The organism is Tardiphaga sp. 709 (assembly GCF_032401055.1).
Lineage (GTDB): Bacteria > Pseudomonadota > Alphaproteobacteria > Rhizobiales > Xanthobacteraceae > Tardiphaga.
Window position 1 is genome coordinate 4476717 of the sequence record NZ_CP135529.1, and the last position, 18267, is coordinate 4494983.

At 62.3% G+C, this 18267-nt stretch carries 16 protein-coding genes and 1 pseudogene; 6 read left to right on the forward strand and 11 right to left on the reverse strand.

The annotated features are described in order from the left end of the window. Positions 1 to 6: 6 nt before the first annotated feature. Together RSO67_RS21745 and RSO67_RS21750 are read left to right on the forward strand one after the other, a co-directional pair. Positions 7 to 336, forward strand: coding sequence for a DUF2160 domain-containing protein (locus RSO67_RS21745; RefSeq protein ID WP_315840531.1), 330 nt, complete (start codon positions 7 to 9; stop codon positions 334 to 336). A gap of 109 nt (positions 337 to 445) precedes the next feature. Continuing rightward, entirely contained in the window at positions 446 to 2191 is a 1746-nt protein-coding gene (locus RSO67_RS21750; protein WP_315844326.1) for an ABC transporter substrate-binding protein, read from the forward strand. A 104-nt stretch (positions 2192 to 2295) separates the two neighbouring features. Here RSO67_RS21750 and RSO67_RS21755 read toward each other — a convergent pair. The 7 genes and pseudogenes from RSO67_RS21755 to RSO67_RS21785 all read right to left on the reverse strand — a co-directional run bounded on the left by RSO67_RS21755 (position 2296) and on the right by RSO67_RS21785 (position 9802). Continuing rightward, positions 2296 to 2818 (reverse strand): annotated as a pseudogene (locus tag RSO67_RS21755) (hypothetical protein). A 261-nt stretch (positions 2819 to 3079) separates the two neighbouring features. Next, entirely contained in the window at positions 3080 to 4090 is a 1011-nt protein-coding gene (locus tag RSO67_RS21760; protein WP_315840532.1) for an NAD(P)H-quinone oxidoreductase, read from the reverse strand. 130 nt (positions 4091 to 4220) lie between these two features. Next, positions 4221 to 5312 carry an alkene reductase gene (locus RSO67_RS21765; RefSeq protein WP_315840533.1) on the reverse strand — a complete coding sequence of 364 codons (1092 nt, stop codon included), beginning with the start codon at positions 5310 to 5312 and terminating at the stop codon, positions 4221 to 4223. Positions 5313 to 5492: 180 nt separating this feature from the next. Further along, the gene (locus RSO67_RS21770; protein ID WP_315840534.1) at positions 5493 to 5996 is read right to left on the reverse strand and encodes a DUF1993 domain-containing protein; all 504 of its coding nucleotides are present in this window, start codon (positions 5994 to 5996) and stop codon (positions 5493 to 5495) included. Between the two features lie 123 nt (positions 5997 to 6119). Next, positions 6120 to 7340 carry a lytic murein transglycosylase gene (locus tag RSO67_RS21775; protein ID WP_315840535.1) on the reverse strand — a complete coding sequence of 407 codons (1221 nt, stop codon included), beginning with the start codon at positions 7338 to 7340 and terminating at the stop codon, positions 6120 to 6122. A 69-nt stretch (positions 7341 to 7409) separates the two neighbouring features. Continuing rightward, positions 7410 to 8309: an HNH endonuclease gene (locus RSO67_RS21780; RefSeq protein WP_315840536.1), complete on the reverse strand. Its 900-nt coding sequence runs from the start codon at positions 8307 to 8309 to the stop codon at positions 7410 to 7412. A 47-nt stretch (positions 8310 to 8356) separates the two neighbouring features. After that, the gene (locus RSO67_RS21785; RefSeq protein ID WP_315840537.1) at positions 8357 to 9802 is read right to left on the reverse strand and encodes a short-chain fatty acyl-CoA regulator family protein; all 1446 of its coding nucleotides are present in this window, start codon (positions 9800 to 9802) and stop codon (positions 8357 to 8359) included. Between the two features lie 211 nt (positions 9803 to 10013). On the opposite strand from RSO67_RS21785, the gene RSO67_RS21790 reads away from it, so the two are divergent. Further along, positions 10014 to 10223: a hypothetical protein gene (locus tag RSO67_RS21790; RefSeq protein WP_068733054.1), complete on the forward strand. Its 210-nt coding sequence runs from the start codon at positions 10014 to 10016 to the stop codon at positions 10221 to 10223. Between the two features lie 244 nt (positions 10224 to 10467). After that, the gene (locus RSO67_RS21795) at positions 10468 to 11016 is read left to right on the forward strand and encodes a hypothetical protein (RefSeq protein ID WP_315840538.1); all 549 of its coding nucleotides are present in this window, start codon (positions 10468 to 10470) and stop codon (positions 11014 to 11016) included. A 5-nt stretch (positions 11017 to 11021) separates the two neighbouring features. Here the strand turns inward: RSO67_RS21795 and RSO67_RS21800 are convergent, their stop codons facing one another. After that, complete coding sequence (locus RSO67_RS21800) at positions 11022 to 11906, reverse strand: metallophosphoesterase (protein ID WP_315840539.1); 885 nt, start codon at positions 11904 to 11906, stop codon at positions 11022 to 11024. Between the two features lie 138 nt (positions 11907 to 12044). Here RSO67_RS21800 and RSO67_RS21805 point away from each other — a divergent pair, with 138 nt between their 5' ends. Both RSO67_RS21805 and RSO67_RS21810 read left to right on the forward strand, forming a co-directional pair. Further along, complete coding sequence (locus tag RSO67_RS21805; protein WP_068733059.1) at positions 12045 to 12533, forward strand: NUDIX domain-containing protein; 489 nt, start codon at positions 12045 to 12047, stop codon at positions 12531 to 12533. 57 nt (positions 12534 to 12590) lie between these two features. Further along, positions 12591 to 13106, forward strand: coding sequence for an N-acetyltransferase (locus RSO67_RS21810; RefSeq protein WP_315840540.1), 516 nt, complete (start codon positions 12591 to 12593; stop codon positions 13104 to 13106). A 76-nt stretch (positions 13107 to 13182) separates the two neighbouring features. On the opposite strand, the gene RSO67_RS21815 is transcribed toward RSO67_RS21810, so the two are convergent. The 3 genes from RSO67_RS21815 to RSO67_RS21825 form a co-directional block, all read right to left on the reverse strand. Then, positions 13183 to 15537 carry a TonB-dependent receptor gene (locus RSO67_RS21815; RefSeq protein ID WP_315840541.1) on the reverse strand — a complete coding sequence of 785 codons (2355 nt, stop codon included), beginning with the start codon at positions 15535 to 15537 and terminating at the stop codon, positions 13183 to 13185. 123 nt (positions 15538 to 15660) lie between these two features. Next, on the reverse strand, positions 15661 to 16038 hold the full coding sequence (locus RSO67_RS21820; RefSeq protein ID WP_315840542.1) for a DUF2946 family protein: 378 nt from the start codon (positions 16036 to 16038) through the stop codon (positions 15661 to 15663). A 165-nt stretch (positions 16039 to 16203) separates the two neighbouring features. Next, the gene (locus RSO67_RS21825) at positions 16204 to 18267 is read right to left on the reverse strand and encodes a hypothetical protein (RefSeq protein WP_315840543.1); all 2064 of its coding nucleotides are present in this window, start codon (positions 18265 to 18267) and stop codon (positions 16204 to 16206) included.

Here is an 18267-nt window from a genome sequence, read left to right on the forward strand (position 1 = left end):
GTCGTCATGGAAAACATCGCATGGATGGCCTGGACGCCGCCGACGGCGATCTTCTTCGGCCTGCTGGCGATCACGCTGGGCACCATGACATGGCTCGCAGTCGCTTATCCCGAAGCCGAACGCATCGGCATCCTGCGCATTCCCACCACGCGCGGCGACCGGTTGTTCCTGTCGCTGATCGCGGCCGCCGTCATCCACCTGTTGTGGATCGGCTTCGTCGGTTCCGATCCGATCGCGACGTTGCCGATCGGCGAGGAAGGAGTTGAAATTTCGAACCTGTGGTTCGGGACATTGATTTCGCTGGTCTCGGCGGTGGCAATTTTTCGCACCGTCTGACCGGCATGGACTGCAGTCCCGGGATGAACCCGGGCCTGAAACAGAAGTGAGGGAGGAAGCTATGAGGCACCTGACGACACAGGCACGTCGCCCGACGCGCCATATCATGATGACCAGCGCTGCTGCGTTGATCACGGCGACTGCGCTGCTCGCCGCGCCGGCCAAGGCCGACGAAGCCACCATTCAGAAGTGGATCGACAGCGAATTCCAGCCATCCACGCTGTCGAAGGCTGACCAGCTGAAAGAACTGCAGTGGTACGAGAAGGCCGCGCAGCCGTTTAAGGGCATGGAGATCAATATCGTCTCCGAAACCATCACCACGCACGAATACGAATCGCGCACGCTGGCCAAGGCGTTCTCCGAAATCACCGGCATCAAGCTGAAGCACGACCTGATCCAGGAAGGCGACGTGGTCGAGAAGCTGCAGACCCAGATGCAGTCCGGCAAGAACGTCTATGACGGCTGGATCAACGACTCCGATCTGATCGGTACGCATTTCCGCTACGGCCAGACCATCGCGTTGTCGGACTACATGACCGCGGAAGGCAAGGACGTCACCAGCCCGACGCTCGACGTCAAGGACTTCATCGGCACGTCCTTCACCACCGCGCCGGACAAGAAGATGTATCAACTGCCCGACCAGCAGTTCGCCAACCTCTACTGGTTCCGGTACGACTGGTTCACCAATCCCGACTACAAGGCCAAGTTCAAGGCCAAGTATGGCTACGATCTCGGCGTGCCCGTGAACTGGTCGGCCTATGAAGACATCGCCGAATTCTTCACCAACGACATCAAGGAGATCAACGGCGTCAAGGTCTATGGCCACATGGATTACGGCAAGAAGGATCCGTCGCTCGGCTGGCGTTTCACCGACGCCTGGCTATCGATGGCCGGCAATGGCGACAGGGGTCTTCCGAATGGTCTGCCCGTCGATGAGTGGGGCATTCGTATGGAAGGCTGTCGTCCGGTCGGCTCCTCCGTCGAGCGCGGCGGCGATACCAACGGTCCGGCCGCCGTGTATTCGATCGCGAAATATCTCGACTGGATGAAGAAGTATGCCCCGCCGCAGGCGCAGGGCATGACCTTCTCGGAGTCGGGGCCGGTGCCAGCACAGGGCAATATCGCCCAGCAAATGTTCTGGTACACCGCTTTCACCGCCGACATGGTGAAGCCGGGTCTCGCGGTCATGAATGCTGACGGAACGCCGAAGTGGCGCATGGCCCCGTCGCCGCATGGCTCCTACTGGAAGGAAGGCATGAAGCTCGGCTATCAGGACGTCGGTTCGGGCACGCTGCTCAAGTCGACCCCGGCGGATCGCCGCAAGGCAGCCTGGCTTTATCTGCAGTTCATCACCTCGAAGACAGTGTCGCTGAAGAAGAGCCATGTCGGACTCACCTTCATTCGTGAGAGCGATATCTGGGACAAGTCGTTCACCGAACGCGCGCCGAAGCTCGGCGGTCTGGTCGAGTTCTATCGCTCGCCGGCCCGCGTGCAGTGGTCACCGACCGGCAACAACATCCCGGACTATCCGAAGCTGGCACAGTTGTGGTGGCAGAACATCGGCGACGCCTCGTCCGGTGCAAAGACGCCGCAGCAGGCGATGGACTCGCTGGCCGCAGCTCAGGATTCGGTGCTCGAACGTCTTGAACGATCCAAGGTTCAGGGCGAATGCGGACCGAAGCTGAACAAGAAGGAGACCGCCGAGTTCTGGTACAACAAGTCGGCGAAGGACGGCAACATCGCGCCCCAGCGCAAGCTGGCCAACGAGAAGCCGAAGGGCGAGACGGTGGACTACGACACGCTGATCAAGTCGTGGCCCGCGACCCCGCCGCAGAAGCGCGCGTCGGCGAACTGAGGCGAGCTTCCTGAACAAACAAAAAGGCCGGGAGCGATCCCGGCCTTTCGCTTATCCGCATTCTCGCCGTCGCGACGACAACACACGCAACAACGACCTTCAATTTATCTCTTGGCCGATAGCGCCTTGCGGGCGATGCTGGCCGCGAACAGCGGCGTCTCCCGGCTGTTGTGGTCGCCTCCAGCGGCCTGCCGTGCGGCTGCTGCCGGCTCGAAGGTCTGGCCGTGCTCGGCGATGAACGCCATGAAAGCATCAGTCGGGTGGCAGGTGACGCGATTGGTGTAGCGCGTGCGGCCGGCGTCCAATGGCTCCGCAATCAATTCCCAGATGACATTGACTTGCGTGCGCCCGCTCGCCGTAAACACGTCCGACAGCGAATTCATCCGGCAATAGGTCGGTGTTGCCTGTTCGGCCACATAGTGCTGGATTACCAGCCCGGCTCGACATCCGTCGGCCATCGTCGGTGCTGGTCGTTCCGGCGGAGATGTGGTCCGGCGGGCAACAGCGCTGATATTCGGCTTCCGGCAGATTGAACAGCCAGTCAGCGATATCGATCTTCTCGATGGGAACGTCGATCTCGCTCGAATAGGCCGATTGAGAGAGAATCTGATCAAGGAGGATCTTCATGTTGTGTCCTTTGCAGTGGCGGGCAGGCAGTCCAGGATCGGAGTGCATTCCATCTGCCGTTTGGTCGTGAACGGCACCACTGTTGTGACAACAGGCCGCGCGCGCCTCCATTGCGCGAGAGCTTGCGGTTCTCATGCTTGCATTGGTGCGGCATAAACGAACGTATGTTTGTCCGGCCTGCCGCGGCGGCATTCGTGAAATCCCGGCTTCACAAAGTCGCGCGATGGCCCGCATCGGGCCGGGACGCAATTTCTGCGCGATCTAGGGGACCAAAAGAATCTTGCCGAAATGCTCGGCGCGCTCGAAATGCCGCTGCGCCTCGCTGGCCTCGCGCAAGGCAAACGTCCGGTCGATGATCGGCTTCAATTCACCTTTCGCGAGTGCCGGCATCCACCGCTCTGCAAATCGCCCGACGATGTTCCGCTTCTCCGTCAGCGAAACGGATTTCATCACGGTTCCTTCGATCCGCAGCCGCCTGAAAAGAACGAGATCGAGAGGGAGCGTCGCTTGCGATCCGCCGGATACGCCGATCTGGATCAGGCGCCCGCCGGGTCTCAGCGATCGTATATTGCGCTCGAGATAGGGGCCGCCCACGAAGTCGAGGATCACATCGACTCCCGCATCGGGCGACAATCGCGCGAGGACTTCATCGAATTGTTCGCCGCGGTAATCGATCGCCAGATCAACACCCAGCGCCCGCAGCCTGTCTTGCTTCTGCGCGCTGCTCGTGGTGATGACCTTGCCGGCCTCGGATAGAATGGCCAGTTGCACCGCTGCGGAGCCCACGCCGCCGCCCGCGCCATGGATCAGCACCCGCTCGCCCTTCTGCAGGCCGCCGAGATGGAAGAGCGCTTGATGCGCCGTCACGAAGGCTTCGGGAATGGCTGCAGCTTCGATATCCGTTATCCAGGACGGGACTGGCATCGCGAGTCCGACATCGATGCGGGCAAGCTCTGCATAGCCGCCGCCCCCCGTGATGCCCATAATGCGGTCGCCCGGCTTGAACTGTGTGACGGCGCCACCGACATCGACCACCGTTCCCGCAATTTCCAGACCTGCCAGGTCGGAATCGCCGAAGTTCGGCTCCTTGCCATACCGTCCCTCCCGATAGTTGATGTCCGCCCGGTTTATTCCGGCAGCCGCGACATGCACGATCAGGTCGTTCGGTCTCACTGACGGCGAGGGTACCTCGACATAATGCAAGGCCTCCGGCCCGCCGAAGTGGTCGAAGGCAACGGCCTTCATGGAAGCGGGATATGTGGACTGCGTCATGTCGAACCTGTCGAGACGTCACCGCGTCTTTGCGGCGGGATGGATGTAAGTGCGAAGCGCGTTGCGAATGTGCAAATAACAGAAAAAAGGCCGGGCGATCCCGGCCTTTTCATTTTATTGATAGCGCGCCTTACTTCGATGCTGCCAGCACCGGATAATCCGTGTAGCCCTTGGCGCCGCCGCCATAGAACGTCGCCTTGTCGGCCTCGTTCAGCGGTGCGCCGGTCTTCAGGCGCTCGACCAGATCCGGATTCGAGATGAACGGCTTGCCGAACGCGATCAGGTCAGCAGCGTTCGTTTCGAGAACTTTGTTGGCGAGCGCGAGGTCGAAGCCGTTATTGGCGATATACGTTCCACTGAAACGTTTGCGCAGGCTGGCATAATCGAACGGCGCGTTGTCACGCGAGCCGCCGGTCGCGCCTTCAACGACATGCAGATAGACCAGCTTCTCGGCGCTGAGCCCGTCAGTGATGTAGTCGAACAGCTTTTGCGCCTGCGTGTCGGCGGCGGCATCGTTGGCCGGCGTCACAGGCGAGATGCGAATGCCGGTTCTGTCGCCGCCGATTTCCTTGGCAACTGCCGCGGCCACTTCCAGCATCAGTTTGGCGCGGTTCTCGAGTGAGCCGCCGTAGGCGTCGGTGCGCTTGTTAGTGCTGTCACGCGCGAATTGCTCAAGCAGATAACCATTGGCGCCATGGATCTCCACGCCGTCGAAACCGGCTTCGACCGCATTGGCTGCGCCGCGTGCGAAACTGTCGATGACGCCTTGAATTTCACCCAGCTCCAGCGCGCGGGGTTCCGAGACGTCGGTGAAGGTATTGTTGACGAAAGTCTTGGTGTTGGCGCGGATCGCGGAAGGCGCCACCGGCGCGCCGCCATTCGGCTGCAGGCTGACATGCGAGATGCGGCCGACGTGCCAGATCTGCATATAGATATGACCGCCCTTGGCATGCACGGCCTCGGTCACCTTCTTCCAGCCAGCGATCTGTTCCTTGGTGTAGATGCCCGGGACGTCCTGATAGCCTTGGCCTTGCTGCGACACCGGCGTCCCTTCCGTCACCAGAAGGCCGGCGCTGGCACGCTGGCTATAATATTCGATCGCCAGCGGGTTCGGCACGTTGCCAGGCAATGCGCGATTGCGCGTCAGCGGTGCCATCACCGTGCGATTGGTCAGCGTGTTCGCACCAAGCTTGTAGGGTTCGAAGAGTTTGGACGTGCTCATGATGAATGATCCAGTCGATGAAAGGTGAAATCGAATTGGGCATCATGCAGCGCATTGGCAATACCGCTGCGCTGCATGTCGTCGGTTCAGGATAAAACGATCGTGGCAGTGATGGATTGAATGATCATGATCTCTCCATCGGCCTGCGTGCAGTCGAATATCCTGCGGTGACAGCGCGGCTTACTGCGCGCCGAGGAAGTCGCGCTTGCCGACGTCGATGCCGCACATCCGCAGGATGCCGTGGGCAGTGGTGACGTGGAAATAGAAGCTCGGTAGCGAGAAGCTGGTGAGGAATTGCTGGCCGGACATGGTGGTGGTCTTGCCGGGGCCGGTGGGGAAGGTGATCTCCCGGGTCTCGCCGCCGTCGAATTGGGCGGGCTTGTAGTTCTTCAGGTAATCGACGGTCCTGCCGATTCGCTGCTGCAATTCATCGAAGGTCGTTTCGGTATCCGGCACCGCCGGCACTTCGCTGCCGGATAGGCGCGCGCTGCCCTTGGTGGCGAAATCGCAGGAGAGCTGGATCTGCCGGCTCAGTGGCAGCATGTCCGGGAAAAGTCGCGTGCCGAGCAGGACGGCGGGCTCGATCTTCTCTGCGGCAGCATAGGCTTCGGCCTTTTTCAGTCCAGCGGACAGACTGGCCAGCATCTGTAGATAGGCGGGCACGACGGAATCATAGAACGGCATGAGGATGCTCTTTTGTGATGCGTTTCGAGGCACAGCGCGGCAGGTCGAGAAAGATGCTGTTGCATGGAGTTGGGGCGCGGCTGGCTGATTTCAACCGCCCCGGCCTCACAAAAGAGAAGAAATTTACCGCCCGGATTTCAGCGCCGCCAGCAATTCAGCCGTCGGCCAGGAGTCCGCGGGCAGGCCGAACTTGACCTGCATGGCCTTCACCGCGGTGCGGCTCTGCTGGCCGAGGATGCCGTCGATCTTGCCGACATTGAAGCCGCGCTTCACCAGCAGTTGCTGCAGCTCGCGCAATTCAGGATGTGACAGCTGCGCGACAGGGGCGGAGGGCTGCCGCATCTTGGAGGCGCCATTGATGCGGGTGGCGAGATAGGCTGCTGTCGTCGAATAGATCAGCGAATTATTCCATTCGGTATAGGCGGCGAAATTCGCATAAGCGAGGAAGGCGGGGCCGTGCCGTCCCATCGGCAGCAGCAGCGATGCCGGCATGGTGTCGTTCGGCAGTGGCCGTCCGTCGGGATAGCTGACGCCGAATGACGCCCATTTCGCGCGGGGCAACTGGATGGTGAGATCGGCCTGATCCCACGGCACGTTGTCGGTGACCCGCACCTCCTGCAGCCACGGTTCGCCGCGTCGCCATTTCAAACCGGTGGAAATATAGTGAGCGGTCGAGCCGATCACGTCGGCGGGGCTGCGCAGCAAATTGCGATGGCCGTCGCCGTCATAGTCCACGGCATAGTTGAAGTAATGCGTCGGTAGAAACTGCGTCTGGCCGAGTTCGCCGGCCCATGAGCCGATCATCTCGGCGGGCGACAGATCGCCGCGATCGATGATCTTCAGCGCAGCGATGGTCTCGTCCTGAAACATCTTCGAGCGCCGGCAGTCATAGGCCAGCGACACCAGCGAACGGAGCGTCTGCAGATTGCCCATCTGCACGCCGAAGTCGCTCTCCAGTGCCCAGAACGCCGCGATGACGGCAGGCGGCACGCCATATTCCTTCTCGGCGCGCGCAAAGGCTGCGGCATTCGCCTTGATCTTGAGTTGCCCGTTCTGCATCCGGTAATCCGCCGCCATGCGGCCGGCGAATTGCGTGAACAACTGCCCGAATACGCGCTGCCCGCGGTCGCGATTGACGATGCCTTGGTCGTAGACAAGGTAGGGTGAGGCCTCCGCCATCGCGCGCTGTGATACGCCGGCGGCGACGGCCTGCTGCTTCAGGCCGGCAAGGAATTGATCGAAGCTCTGGCCGTTGTGACAGGACGCTGCGCGCTGCGCGGAGGCGGGGGAGGCGAGGGCGATCAGGGCTGATGTTGCGAGCAGGATTACAAATCGAATCGACATAAAAATTCGCAGCATGAAGGCCCTTTCGGTCGTCATGCCCGAGCCTGTCTCGGGCATCCTTATGGACAGTTATTGTTTGAAGCAATTGTCGCGATGCCAACCTAAGAAATGTGGGTGCGGCCGCTGTGACGTTCGTTGAGGCGGAAGCGCATGGCCATTCTTGTTGACTAGAGCGCGGACGCTCTCAAAATCATTCACGTGACGAGAAATGAGGATTTCAAGTTCGTCGGAGAGGCTAATCAATCCACGGTCGAACATCCAATGAGCTGTACCTGAAAGAGCGATCCCATTGTTGATGATGTCGGGGCCATTTGCTTCCACTGGCTTAATATGGGCCGCGTCTACTTCGGCGCGGCCGCCACCGTTAATAAGCTTGAGTCCCGTCACAGAACAGCGTCGGTCGTAAGCATCCAGAATGACGCGACGAAAGGCGCGGTTTCGGACGATTCTCGAGGTGAGGTAGTTCAGCCGATCCCGCGTTTCTTCGAAGACGAAGGGCGCTTGCACCTCGTCGAATTGTGGGGTCGCTGAGATGTCACCAATTCTTGGCAGTATTTGAACGCTCTCATCGAGCCCCAGCGCTACAATACGTTCAAAATCTGTTGGACTAACCGGCCGCACGGCAGACTGGGCTCGACCCGAAATCCGACCTTGTTCGTTTAGGACGCCACGTTCAATGACGCCGCCAGCATCGTTGAAGGGGACAGGTGTCGCGAAATCGAGGTAGCTCGATGGTTCGATTAGTGCGAGATACATGCCTGCTGCTGAAGGGTCTGGGATAATCCGCTCAACCTTGGCAATGGCAAAGTAGCCACGTGTCGCTTCGACTTTGCGCGGTTCGTAATAGATGATCCAGTCGCCAACGAAGGTCTGTGCCCGGCTGAGGTACTGACTCGGAAATTGATACTGCTCGGCCGGGCTGTCGTCGTAGATCGAATCTGTGCGGTGAATGAAAACCCCAAATCCCATGCGATCTGTATAGCACGGCTTTTTCTACTGCAAAGGCTCAGGGCGCCTCACAACTCCCGCGCATTGCTGAACGCAAAGCTCGACACCCTCCGCGTGTTTTCGTCCAGAATCAGACTCCGCGTGATCGGCGGCTCGGCGCGCTGGCTGCAGTTTTCGCGCTCGCACAGGCGGCAGTTGACGCCGATCGGCGTGCCTTCGGCCTTTTCCAGATCGATGCCTGCCGAATAAGCGAGCTTGCCGGCATGGCGGATCTCGCAGCCGAGGCCGATAGCGAAGCGCGGTTGCGGCTGCGGGTGTGGTGCCGCCGGCCTGCGCAGCGTCTGCGCAATGGAAAAGTAACGGCCTCCATCGGGCAGTTCGATCACCTGGCTCAGCAAACGGTCCGGCGTGTCAAAGGTCGAGTGCACGTTCCACAGTGGACAGGTGCCGCCGAATTTCGAGAACGGGAAGGTGCCTGACGAGAACCGCTTCGACACGTTGCCGGCATTGTCGACGCGCAGCATGAAGAACGGCACGCCGCGCGCATTCGGCCGCTGCAGCGTGGTGAGGCGATGACAGATCTGCTCGAAGCCGACATTGAAGCGCTGGCCGAGCACCTGCACGTCATAGCTCAGCGCTTCAGCGGCGGTATGGAACGCCGCATAGGGCATCAGCGCCGCCGCTGCAAAATAGTTGGCCAGTGTGATGCGATAAAGTCGCCGCGTCGTGTCGTCGAGAGGGCCGGCGCGGCCGACGATGCTCTCGAAATTTGACGAGCACTCGACGAGACCGATCTGGAACGCGACCTGAAAGGCGCGGCCGGGCGCATCGACCATTTCCGAGATCAGCAATTGCCGGCGATGTCGGTCGAAACGTCTGAGCGTCTCGCGCATCACGTCCACCGGCATGATGCGGGTGACGATCGAATATTTGTCGCGCAGTCGCGCGCTCAGTGCCGCAAACAGGTCTTGCGACGGCACGTTGATCTCGTCGCGCAGGCCTTCGGCGGCCGCTTCGAGTTCGGGGAAGTAATTGCGGTTGGCCTCGATCAAATCACGCACGCGTTCGATCGGATTGGCTTCGAATGGCGCGCCTTCATGCCGATCGGCCATTTGCGCCGCCACCATGGTCTCGCCGCGCCGCGCTTCGGTATAGGCCGCATAGAGCCGCTGCAGCGCATGCGTGACGCCGGGACAGAGTTCAGCGAGATCGCGCAATTCCTGTTTCGGCAAATCGATCTGGCGAAACAGCGGATCGGAAAAGATCTCGTTCAGCTCCGCGAAGAAGCGATCTTCATCAGCCGTCGCGAGATCGCGGAGATCGAGGTCATAGGTCTCGGCGAGGCGCAGCAGCAATTGCGCGGTGACCGGCCGCTGGTTGCGCTCGATGAGATTGATGTAGCTCGGCGAAATCCCGAGCCCCTCCGCCATCTGGGTCTGGGACAGGCCCTGTTGCTGCCGGATCCGCCTGAAGCGCGGCCCCACGAACAGCTTCTTGCCAGACTCGCCCGCCATCCGCGCCAATTCCTGGTTCCCCGAGTCACCACTCGGTCGTTAATTGTGACAAAATTGACAAAATGACATTTATTACAATCGTGATGTTACATTACATCACCATTCAAACACAAGGCATCTGGCGGTTTTGTCTGACATGGCGTTATCTGTTCACACGGTGAATGCATCGCATGTCACGAATGTCGATATAAGGAATGAACAGGAGCACGACATGTCACACGGTAGCAATTTCTGGGTCATCGGCGGCGAGTTCGGTTCGATGAACTTCCACAAGCTGGTTGAAGGCTCGGCCCAGGTGCAGGGCCCGTTCAAGACGCGCAAGCAGGCCGAAGAAGCCTGGAAGACCGTGTCGGAAGAGAATCGCCACCGTGCGGGCGTCCGCTTCTCCATCGTCGAAGAGCCGAGCCGCCAGGTCGCTTAGGACCGACGAGTCGCCTGAAGCTGAGATCGGCGCCAGTGCCGCCGGATCGCCTCAAGCCTGTCGCTGATTTGCCCATAAGAAGACGTCCAAGGATATCAGCGGCCTCATCCGGGAAACCGGGTGGGGCCATTGATGCGTTTAGCGGCCAAGCCTCTGGAAACAAACGGCCTTTCCGGCACTCGTGGTTACTGATAGGTTACTGCCCGGTGGATGGCGCGCTCAGGCAGCCAGAAAGAGGTCCAGCGTGGCGAGTAACGGGACGAAGCCTGTCGAGGAAGCCAGGCCGCAGCGGCTGCGCGACGCGTTGCGTCAGGCCCGCATCGAGGCGGCCGATCGCACCGGTGTCGTCGTCGAGTTGCGCGATGCCGAAGTGGCGCGGCTGGAGATCCTCAATGAAGCGCTCGATCCGCTGTTCGCCGAGATCCCTGTTGGCATTGAGATGTTCGACCGGGGCATCAGCCAGGGCGACACGCCGCGGCTGTGGATTGACATGGTTGCCCATGTCGCCATGGGCCGCGACAAGCGCATGTATCGCTTCGTGCAGGACACCCGCCACGGTCGCGTGGTGCTGGCCGAGGCGCATGACGTTCCGACCATCGTAAAGGCGGTCACCGACTATATCGCGCGCCGCATGATTGAGCGCGAGCACGCGCTGGTGACAATGCCGGCGCCGGAGGTGCCACCGCCGGTGAAGAAGCCGCACAGCCGGTTCTGGAGTTTTGTGTTCGGTGTGATTGTCGGCGTCGTGGGACTATTTGCGCTCGCGCTGTTCGTGTCTGTGCGCGGACATTAGTCACGCTACACCAGCAACGTTCGCGTCAGCTCATGCACCATATTGCTGCCCCCGAAGCCCCGCACGGTTTGCTCGCAGCGCCAGCGCTCGCCGTCGCGTTCGATGGCGAACAGATTGTAGGCGGCTGCTGGCTTGTGGCCGTGTGCAACCGCTGACGCCGACGGCACTCCGATGGCAGGAATGCGCCGCTGCGGGCCGTCGAACCACATGGTCGAGTGAATGTGGTCATGACCGTGCAGGATCAGCTCGACGCCGTGGCGCTTGAGTATGGCCTGCAACGCATCTGAATCCGTCAGTCGCTTCATCTTCTGCTTTGAGCGCAGCGGATGATGAATCAGCAATACGCGAAACAGATGCGCTTCTGCGAGAGCGCCAAGCATAAGGTTGAGTGCCTTGAGCTGCGCGTCACCGAGCGAGCCCGTCGCCATGAACGGCGCAGTCGGCACGCTTGAAGACACGCCGATCAGTGCCAGCGGGCCGCGGATACGCAGAAACGGAAAGCGCATATCGGGGGTGCCGTCACTGCGCATATAGTCGCCGAAGGTTTCCGCAAAGCGCTCCGGTGCCCCGCGCACATAGGCGTCGTGATTGCCGGGGGCCAGCGAGACCTTGTCCGGTGTGCCGACGCTTTCGATCCAGCGGCGCGCACGCGGGAATTCGGCATCCAGGGCGAGATTCACGAGGTCGCCGGTGACGGCAATATGGTCCGGCTGCTGCGCCTGCATGTCGCTGACGATGACATCCAGCATGTCGCGGCGGTGGATCAGGTGCCGGTTGCGCCGCCAGTTCAGGTAGCCGAGCACGCGCTGCCCCAAGAGCTCGCGCCATTGCGGCTCCGGCATCGGCGGAACATGCGGATCGGACAGATGGGCGAGGGTGAAAGCGGTCATGAGAAGCGATCTGCCCCTGCGCGTATGTGAACAAGCCGGCTCAATGCGCCCTCATGCCTGTGAAATCCCTGCATGTTTTGGCAAGGTGGGGCATATGACGCAAGCACCCACCGTGTCGCCAGCCAGGAATTTGCCGCGATGACCTCACCGACGTTGCGGCAGCGGCTGGAGCCGACCTTGCGCAAATTCGTGCATCTGTATTTCCGCTTCGCGCGCGGCATGACGCTGGGCGTCCGCGCCGTGGTGCTCGACGCCGACAATCGCGTGTTTCTGGTCCGGCATACTTATGTCACCGGCTGGTATCTGCCCGGCGGCGGCGTCGAGGTCGGCCAGACCTTTCGCGAGGCGCTGGACATGGAGCTGCGGGAAGAGGGGCGCATCGAACTCACCGGCGAACCGGTTCTGCATGGTGTGTTTCTCAACAGTCACGTCTCGATCCGGGATCATGTGGCGGTCTATGTGGTCAGGCAGTTCCGGCAGGACCGGCTGCCCGAGCCCAATCGCGAAATCGCCGAAACCGGTTTCTTCGCCCTCGATGCCCTGCCTCACGACACCACCGAGGGCACGAGGCTGCGGCTGGCCGAGATCTTCGACGGCAAGCCGATCAGCGCCACCTGGCGGGTCTGATCCCGTCCGCCCGGGCAATGGACCGCGCGCCCGCCAAATGCTATCCCGCCTCCCGACATGAATGACCTTTCTCTGACCATCCTGGCGGAAACCGCCAATGACGCCCAGATCATCGAGCGGCTGCATGCCCGCACCTTCGGCCCGGGCCGTTACGTGCTATCAGCCTACCGGCTGCGCGAACATGTCGGTCATCTGCTCGATCTGTCTTTCACGGCACGGATCGGCACGCTGCTGGTCGGCTCGGTCCGGCAATTGCCGATCTGTGTGGGCGATACGCCGGCACTGCTGCTCGGGCCGCTGACCGTCGAGCCGCCGTTCCGCAGCCGCGGCGTCGGCCGCAAGCTGCTGGACCGCGCCATCGCCGATGCGCGCAAGAAGGGCCACAAGCTCATCCTGCTGGTCGGCGACGAGCCCTATTACCGCCGGGTCGGCTTCAAGGCGATCCCGAAGGGCAATGTGACCATGCCGGGTCCGGTCGATCAGAACCGGCTGCTGGTGCTGGAGCTGGTGGAAGGCGCTGCTGCGGGGCTCGCCGGCGCTGTCCGGCCGGACTGGGACGCGGTGAAGTCGTAGCCACAAACTGTCATTCCGGGGCGCGTGCAGCGTGAGCTGCGAGCGAACCCGGAATCCCGGAATGACGCGTGTGTTCTCAGAACTTCACACTCGCAAATGCCCGCACGTTCAGTCCGGGCTGCAGCACATTGTCCTTGTTATAAGATACCGCGTTGCGGATGTTCTCGTTGAGCAGATTGTTGCCGACCACGCCAAGCGTCATTTCCTTGGCGCCGTAGATGCGCGGGTCGAGCAGCGTCTTGTAGCTGACTTCGGCCTTCAGGAGATTGTAGCCCGATGTCGGCGTCTCGGCGATGTCAGCGATGTCGTTCTGTGCGAAGGCATGCAGCAGGTTCACGCGGGCAAACCAGTTGGCATCGCGCCAGAACAATCCGCCACCGGCGCGCACCGGCGGAATCCGCGGCACATTGGTGCCGTCGCTGAAGGTCGCGCGTACGATATCGGCCTGGGTCTCGATGCCCCATGTGCCGCCATAGATCTGCGCAACATCGAGCTGGCTCTGGAATTCGCCGCCGCGGAAGGTGGCGTCACGCTGCGAATAGATCGCCTGGTTCAGTTCGAGGCCAAGCCCCGCCTGGCAGACCCCGTCTCCGCAGGTGTTGCCGGTCAGGCGGCGATAGATGAAGCCGTCATACTGCGTGTAGTAGCCGGTGAGCTCGAAGCGGAACGGACCGGCGGCACGGCGCAGGCCGAGTTCGACCGACTTTGCCGTCTCGATGCCGAGATTTGGATTGCCGATATCGAAGGTCTCCGTCGCATCATGTCCGCCGCGCGAGAACAGTTCGGCGGGCTTCGGTGCGCGCTCGGTGTATTGCGCGGTGATGCTGGCGGAGAGCCCATACCAGGGTAGATCCTGGATCAGACCGATGCTGCCGCTCTTCGGCGTGAAGGTCAGGTTGCGCCCGACAGCCGGGCCGATCGCGCCCGGATCTGCATTGAGATCAAACTCGTTCGGGATCGACGATGGCGTCGTGCCGGAGAGCTCGACATGCTCGATGCGGCCGGCGATCTGGGCCTTTGTGGTTTCTGTGAATTTGAACTCGTTGAAGCTGTAGCCCGCGACCCGGGTGTTCTTGTTCGGGTCCCACAGACCATTGAGAGGGCTGCCGATGTCGTCAGGGCTCGGTGCCGTCAGCTCCTGATGATTGACCTGCAGGCCGAAGGCCGAAGTAATCGTGGCGAAGCGCGCATTGAACGGCATCATCTGCACTTCGAGCCGGCCTTCCTGCTCCTTGTTGGTGAAGGTCTGTCGGACGCCATCGCTGGTCGGATCGGTGGCATCGGCGAGGCCGATCTCGTTGTGCTTGTAGTTCGTCGCGCCGACCCAGAAGCGGATCGCCTCGACCGCCGCGGCATCCGGACGATATTCGCCCTTGGCGGTGAACTTGGTCTGCTGGCCGGCGATGCGCGTGCCGACCTGCGCGCCTTCAACGCCGGGAATGCGATAGGTCGTGTTGTTCTGCGTGATCGCAGCACCGATATAGCCGCCGGTGAAGAAATACGATCCGCCGACCGAGGCGCCAGCCGACTGGTTCGACGAATTCGGCTGCTTGCCGTTGAAGGCAAGGCCGGGCTCCGCATAGGGATAGCTCGGCACATTGTAGTCGCCAGCCTTGCGGCCATAGACGTCGGCATGGACGGCGACATTGCCGCCGCCGGCATCGAGCAGGATGCCGCCATCGACACCGCGATCCACCGAACTGAACGAGGTGCGGACCTCCGCATTCATGCAGCCGGGTGCGGCGAGACCGGCGGCCGGCGCCTTCACCGGCATGCCGTAGCTCTGGAACGGCGCTGCCACGGCGCAGTTCGGCAGCGCATCGGGAATGCGATTATTGCTGGCGCTGACCACACCGCCGATCGATTGCGAGCCGTAGCGCAGTGTCGCCGGGCCGCGGATCACCTCGACCTGATTGGCGGCAAACGGATCCACCGGAACGAAATGATCTTCGCCCAGATCCGATGCGCCATTGCTGCCGATGCCGTTTTCGACGATGCCGACGCGATTGACATCGAGGCCGCGGATGATCGGCCGGCTCGAGGCTCCGGGCGCGTAGCCGGAGCCGGTGATGCCGGGCTTGTTGGCGAGGAGGTCGCCGAGCGTCGAGGCGCCAGAGCGGCGGATCTCGTCATTCGGCACCACGGTGACGGTGGCGAACTGATCGGTGACGATCGGGAGTTCGCCCTGCTGGGCCTGCACGGCTGGCTCTGCCTCTACGGGTACCGGCGCGGCATTGCGGCTCGGCGCGGAGCGCGTGACATGGGTATGCGCGGTGCGTGACGGCACCGGCTTGCGGCGCACGATCGGGCTTGGCGCGGTGACTTCCACGGCGGGAAGCTGCGTCTGCGCGTGCGCGGATTGCGGGAGGCAGCTCAGTCCCACCACGGCGGATGTGCCGAGCAGGAGGGCGCGCTTGAATTGAATCGACATAGGTTTGTCCTGACTTCACCGGCTGCGCGCTCGGGCGCTTGGGCCGGGACTCGCGGTGATGCGAATCTCACTTCGGTTACGCTGTTCGCGAGGAATTCGCGGCAGCGATTGTCAAAGGTCGTGTCAGGAAACAGGAGGGCCGCGCGGCTGCGATGCGCCGCTGATGGCGTCGAGATGCTCGAATTCGGCTTCGGTGATCCGCTGCAGCAGGACGGCAGCCTGCGGCAACAGCAGGACCGGCGGCGCGGCGAACAGCGCTGTACCGGCCATCGCCATGACGGCGCAGATGGCGCAGGGATCGGCGGCGCGGTGATGGTGGTCAGTATCTGGAGCGGCCGGTGTCTGCGTTGCATCGCTGGCCGCTTGCGCGATGGTCGAGTCGAGAGGGGCGGCATGGACCGTTCCGCCATGGACATGGCCGAACGACAAAACGAGCTGCACCGCCAGCGCGAACAGCGCCAGCTTTGCCCCATTCCTGATATTCGTCCGAAACCACTTCATGCCGACCGGCCGCCCCGGCATCGGCTGGCGGAGAGGTCTGCCAGTACCGATGTTATAATGTAACATCGCGCGACAGGCGGCCGGGTGTCAACGGCCAGTCATCGCCGGACATAGAAACCGGGCAGGCTGTGGGATTACGGCAACGCTGGTGCAGGGAGGCAGGTCTTACCGACTCTCTCTTAGCCACGTCGCGGCAAAGGCGCCGAGCAGCAGCAGCAGCCCGATCAGGCCGGCAAACACCGGCAGCACGCCGACACCGCGGACCACGCTGGCGTCGCGCATATGCACGCCCATCCAGCCATCGCCGCGGAACACGGTCGAGGAGCGCACCGGCACGATGCGGGGCAGGTCGATGCCCGAGCCTTCATTGATCCGTCGGGCATCGCCGCCCGAGGCCTGCGCGAGCGGCTTCAACATCTCGGTGGTCGAGGTGACCTCCGAGAATTCCTTCGGGTTGATCGGGCCGACATTGATCAGCGCCTTCAGTGTGCCGTCGGTGGCCTGCCACAGGCCGAGTTCGTCGGCTGGCGTGGTTGCACGCCACAGGCCCGGCTCGCCGGCTGACAGCGTCAGTTCGCGGGTCTTGCCTGATGGCGAGGTCACCGTCACGGGCTGCACGGCGTCGCCCATGGTCTGGCGCAGCACAACGAGATCCTTGCCCTGACTCTGCAGCTTGAGTGCTTCCTCGTCGAGGTCCGGCTGCTTCATCAGCCAGTGCGACGTGCGACGAAGCAGATCGAGATGCGGGCCGCCGCCTTCATAGCCGCGCGCCCAGAGCCAGATGTGATCCGACAGCAGCAGCGCGACGCGGCCTTCGCCGGAGCGTGACAGCAGCAGCAGCGGCTGGCCATCGGCACCGGTCATGACCGGCGGGGTGGTGGTGTTGCGGGTCTCGACGGTGCGGAAGAAGCGGCTCCATTTCGGCGGTTCGGAATTGGAGCCTTCGAGCCCGCGCGTCACCGGGTGACGTTTGCCGATATCGCTGAGATGCGCATAGAACGGCTTCTCGCTGACACCGACGGGTTCGGCGGGCAGCACCGAATCCAGCGGTGTGCGCCAGATCGACGTGTTCGACGCATAGTCCGGGCCGGCCGAGACCAGCACGGCGCCGCCGGCGCGGACATAGCGCGCGATATTGTCGAAATAGGCGATCGGCAGCACGCCCTGGCGGGCATAGCGATCGAAGATGATCAGCTGGAATTCGTGAATCTTCTGCTGGAACAGTTCGCGGGTCGGAAACGCGATCAGCGAGAGCTCATTGATCGGCGTACCGTCCTGCTTCTCCGGCGGACGCAGAATCGTGAAGTGCACGAGATCGATGGACGCGTCGGATTTCAGAAGGTTGCGCCAGGTGCGTTCGCCGGAATGCGGTTCGCCGGAGACCAGCAGCACGCGGAGTTTGTCGCGCACGCCATCGATGGCAACCACGGCGCGGTTGTTGACCAGCGTGAGTTCGTTGTCGAGCGGCGAGGCTTCGATCTCGACGATATTCGGGCCGGCGTGCTTGATGTCGATATCGACCGACACGGTCTGGCCGGACAGCACTGTGCGCTCGCTCAGCGTATCGCCGTCGCGGCGGATGGCGACCCGGGCGCGTTCGCCGGTGACGCCCTGATCGTCGAGGCGGAACGTGACGCGCTGCGACTGGCCGACAATGCCGAAGCGGGGCGCGGCAGTGATGGCAATGCGGCGATCGCGCTCGTCCTTGCGGCCGGTGATCAGCGCATGGACCGGCGCATTGAAGCCGAGACCTGCGACATTGGCCGGGATGTCGTGGACGCGGCCATCGGTGATCAGGAAGGCGCCGGCGACACGGTCGGTCGGCACGTCGGAGAGAGCGGAGGACAGTGCGCCGAACAGTTTGGTGCCATCGGTTTCGCCATCAGCCTGTCCGGCTTCGACGACACGGACTTCGAGACCCTTGACCTGCTTCAGTCGGTCGACGAGCTGCTTCCGCGCTTCTTCGGTCTCCTTCGTGCGCTCGCCGAAATTCTGGCTCGGGCTCTTGTCGATGACGACGGCGGCGACCGATGTGAGCGGTTCACGCTCCTCGCGCGTGAAGGATGGATTGGCCAGCGCCAGCAGGATCAGCGCTAGCGCCGCGACGCGCACCGCAGCGCCCCGCGCGCGGCCGAGCAACAGCAGCGCCGATATCACCACGATGGCGGCGAGGCCGATCCACAGCACGATGGTCGGAACGAGAGGCGTAAACGCGATGCCGTATTGCAT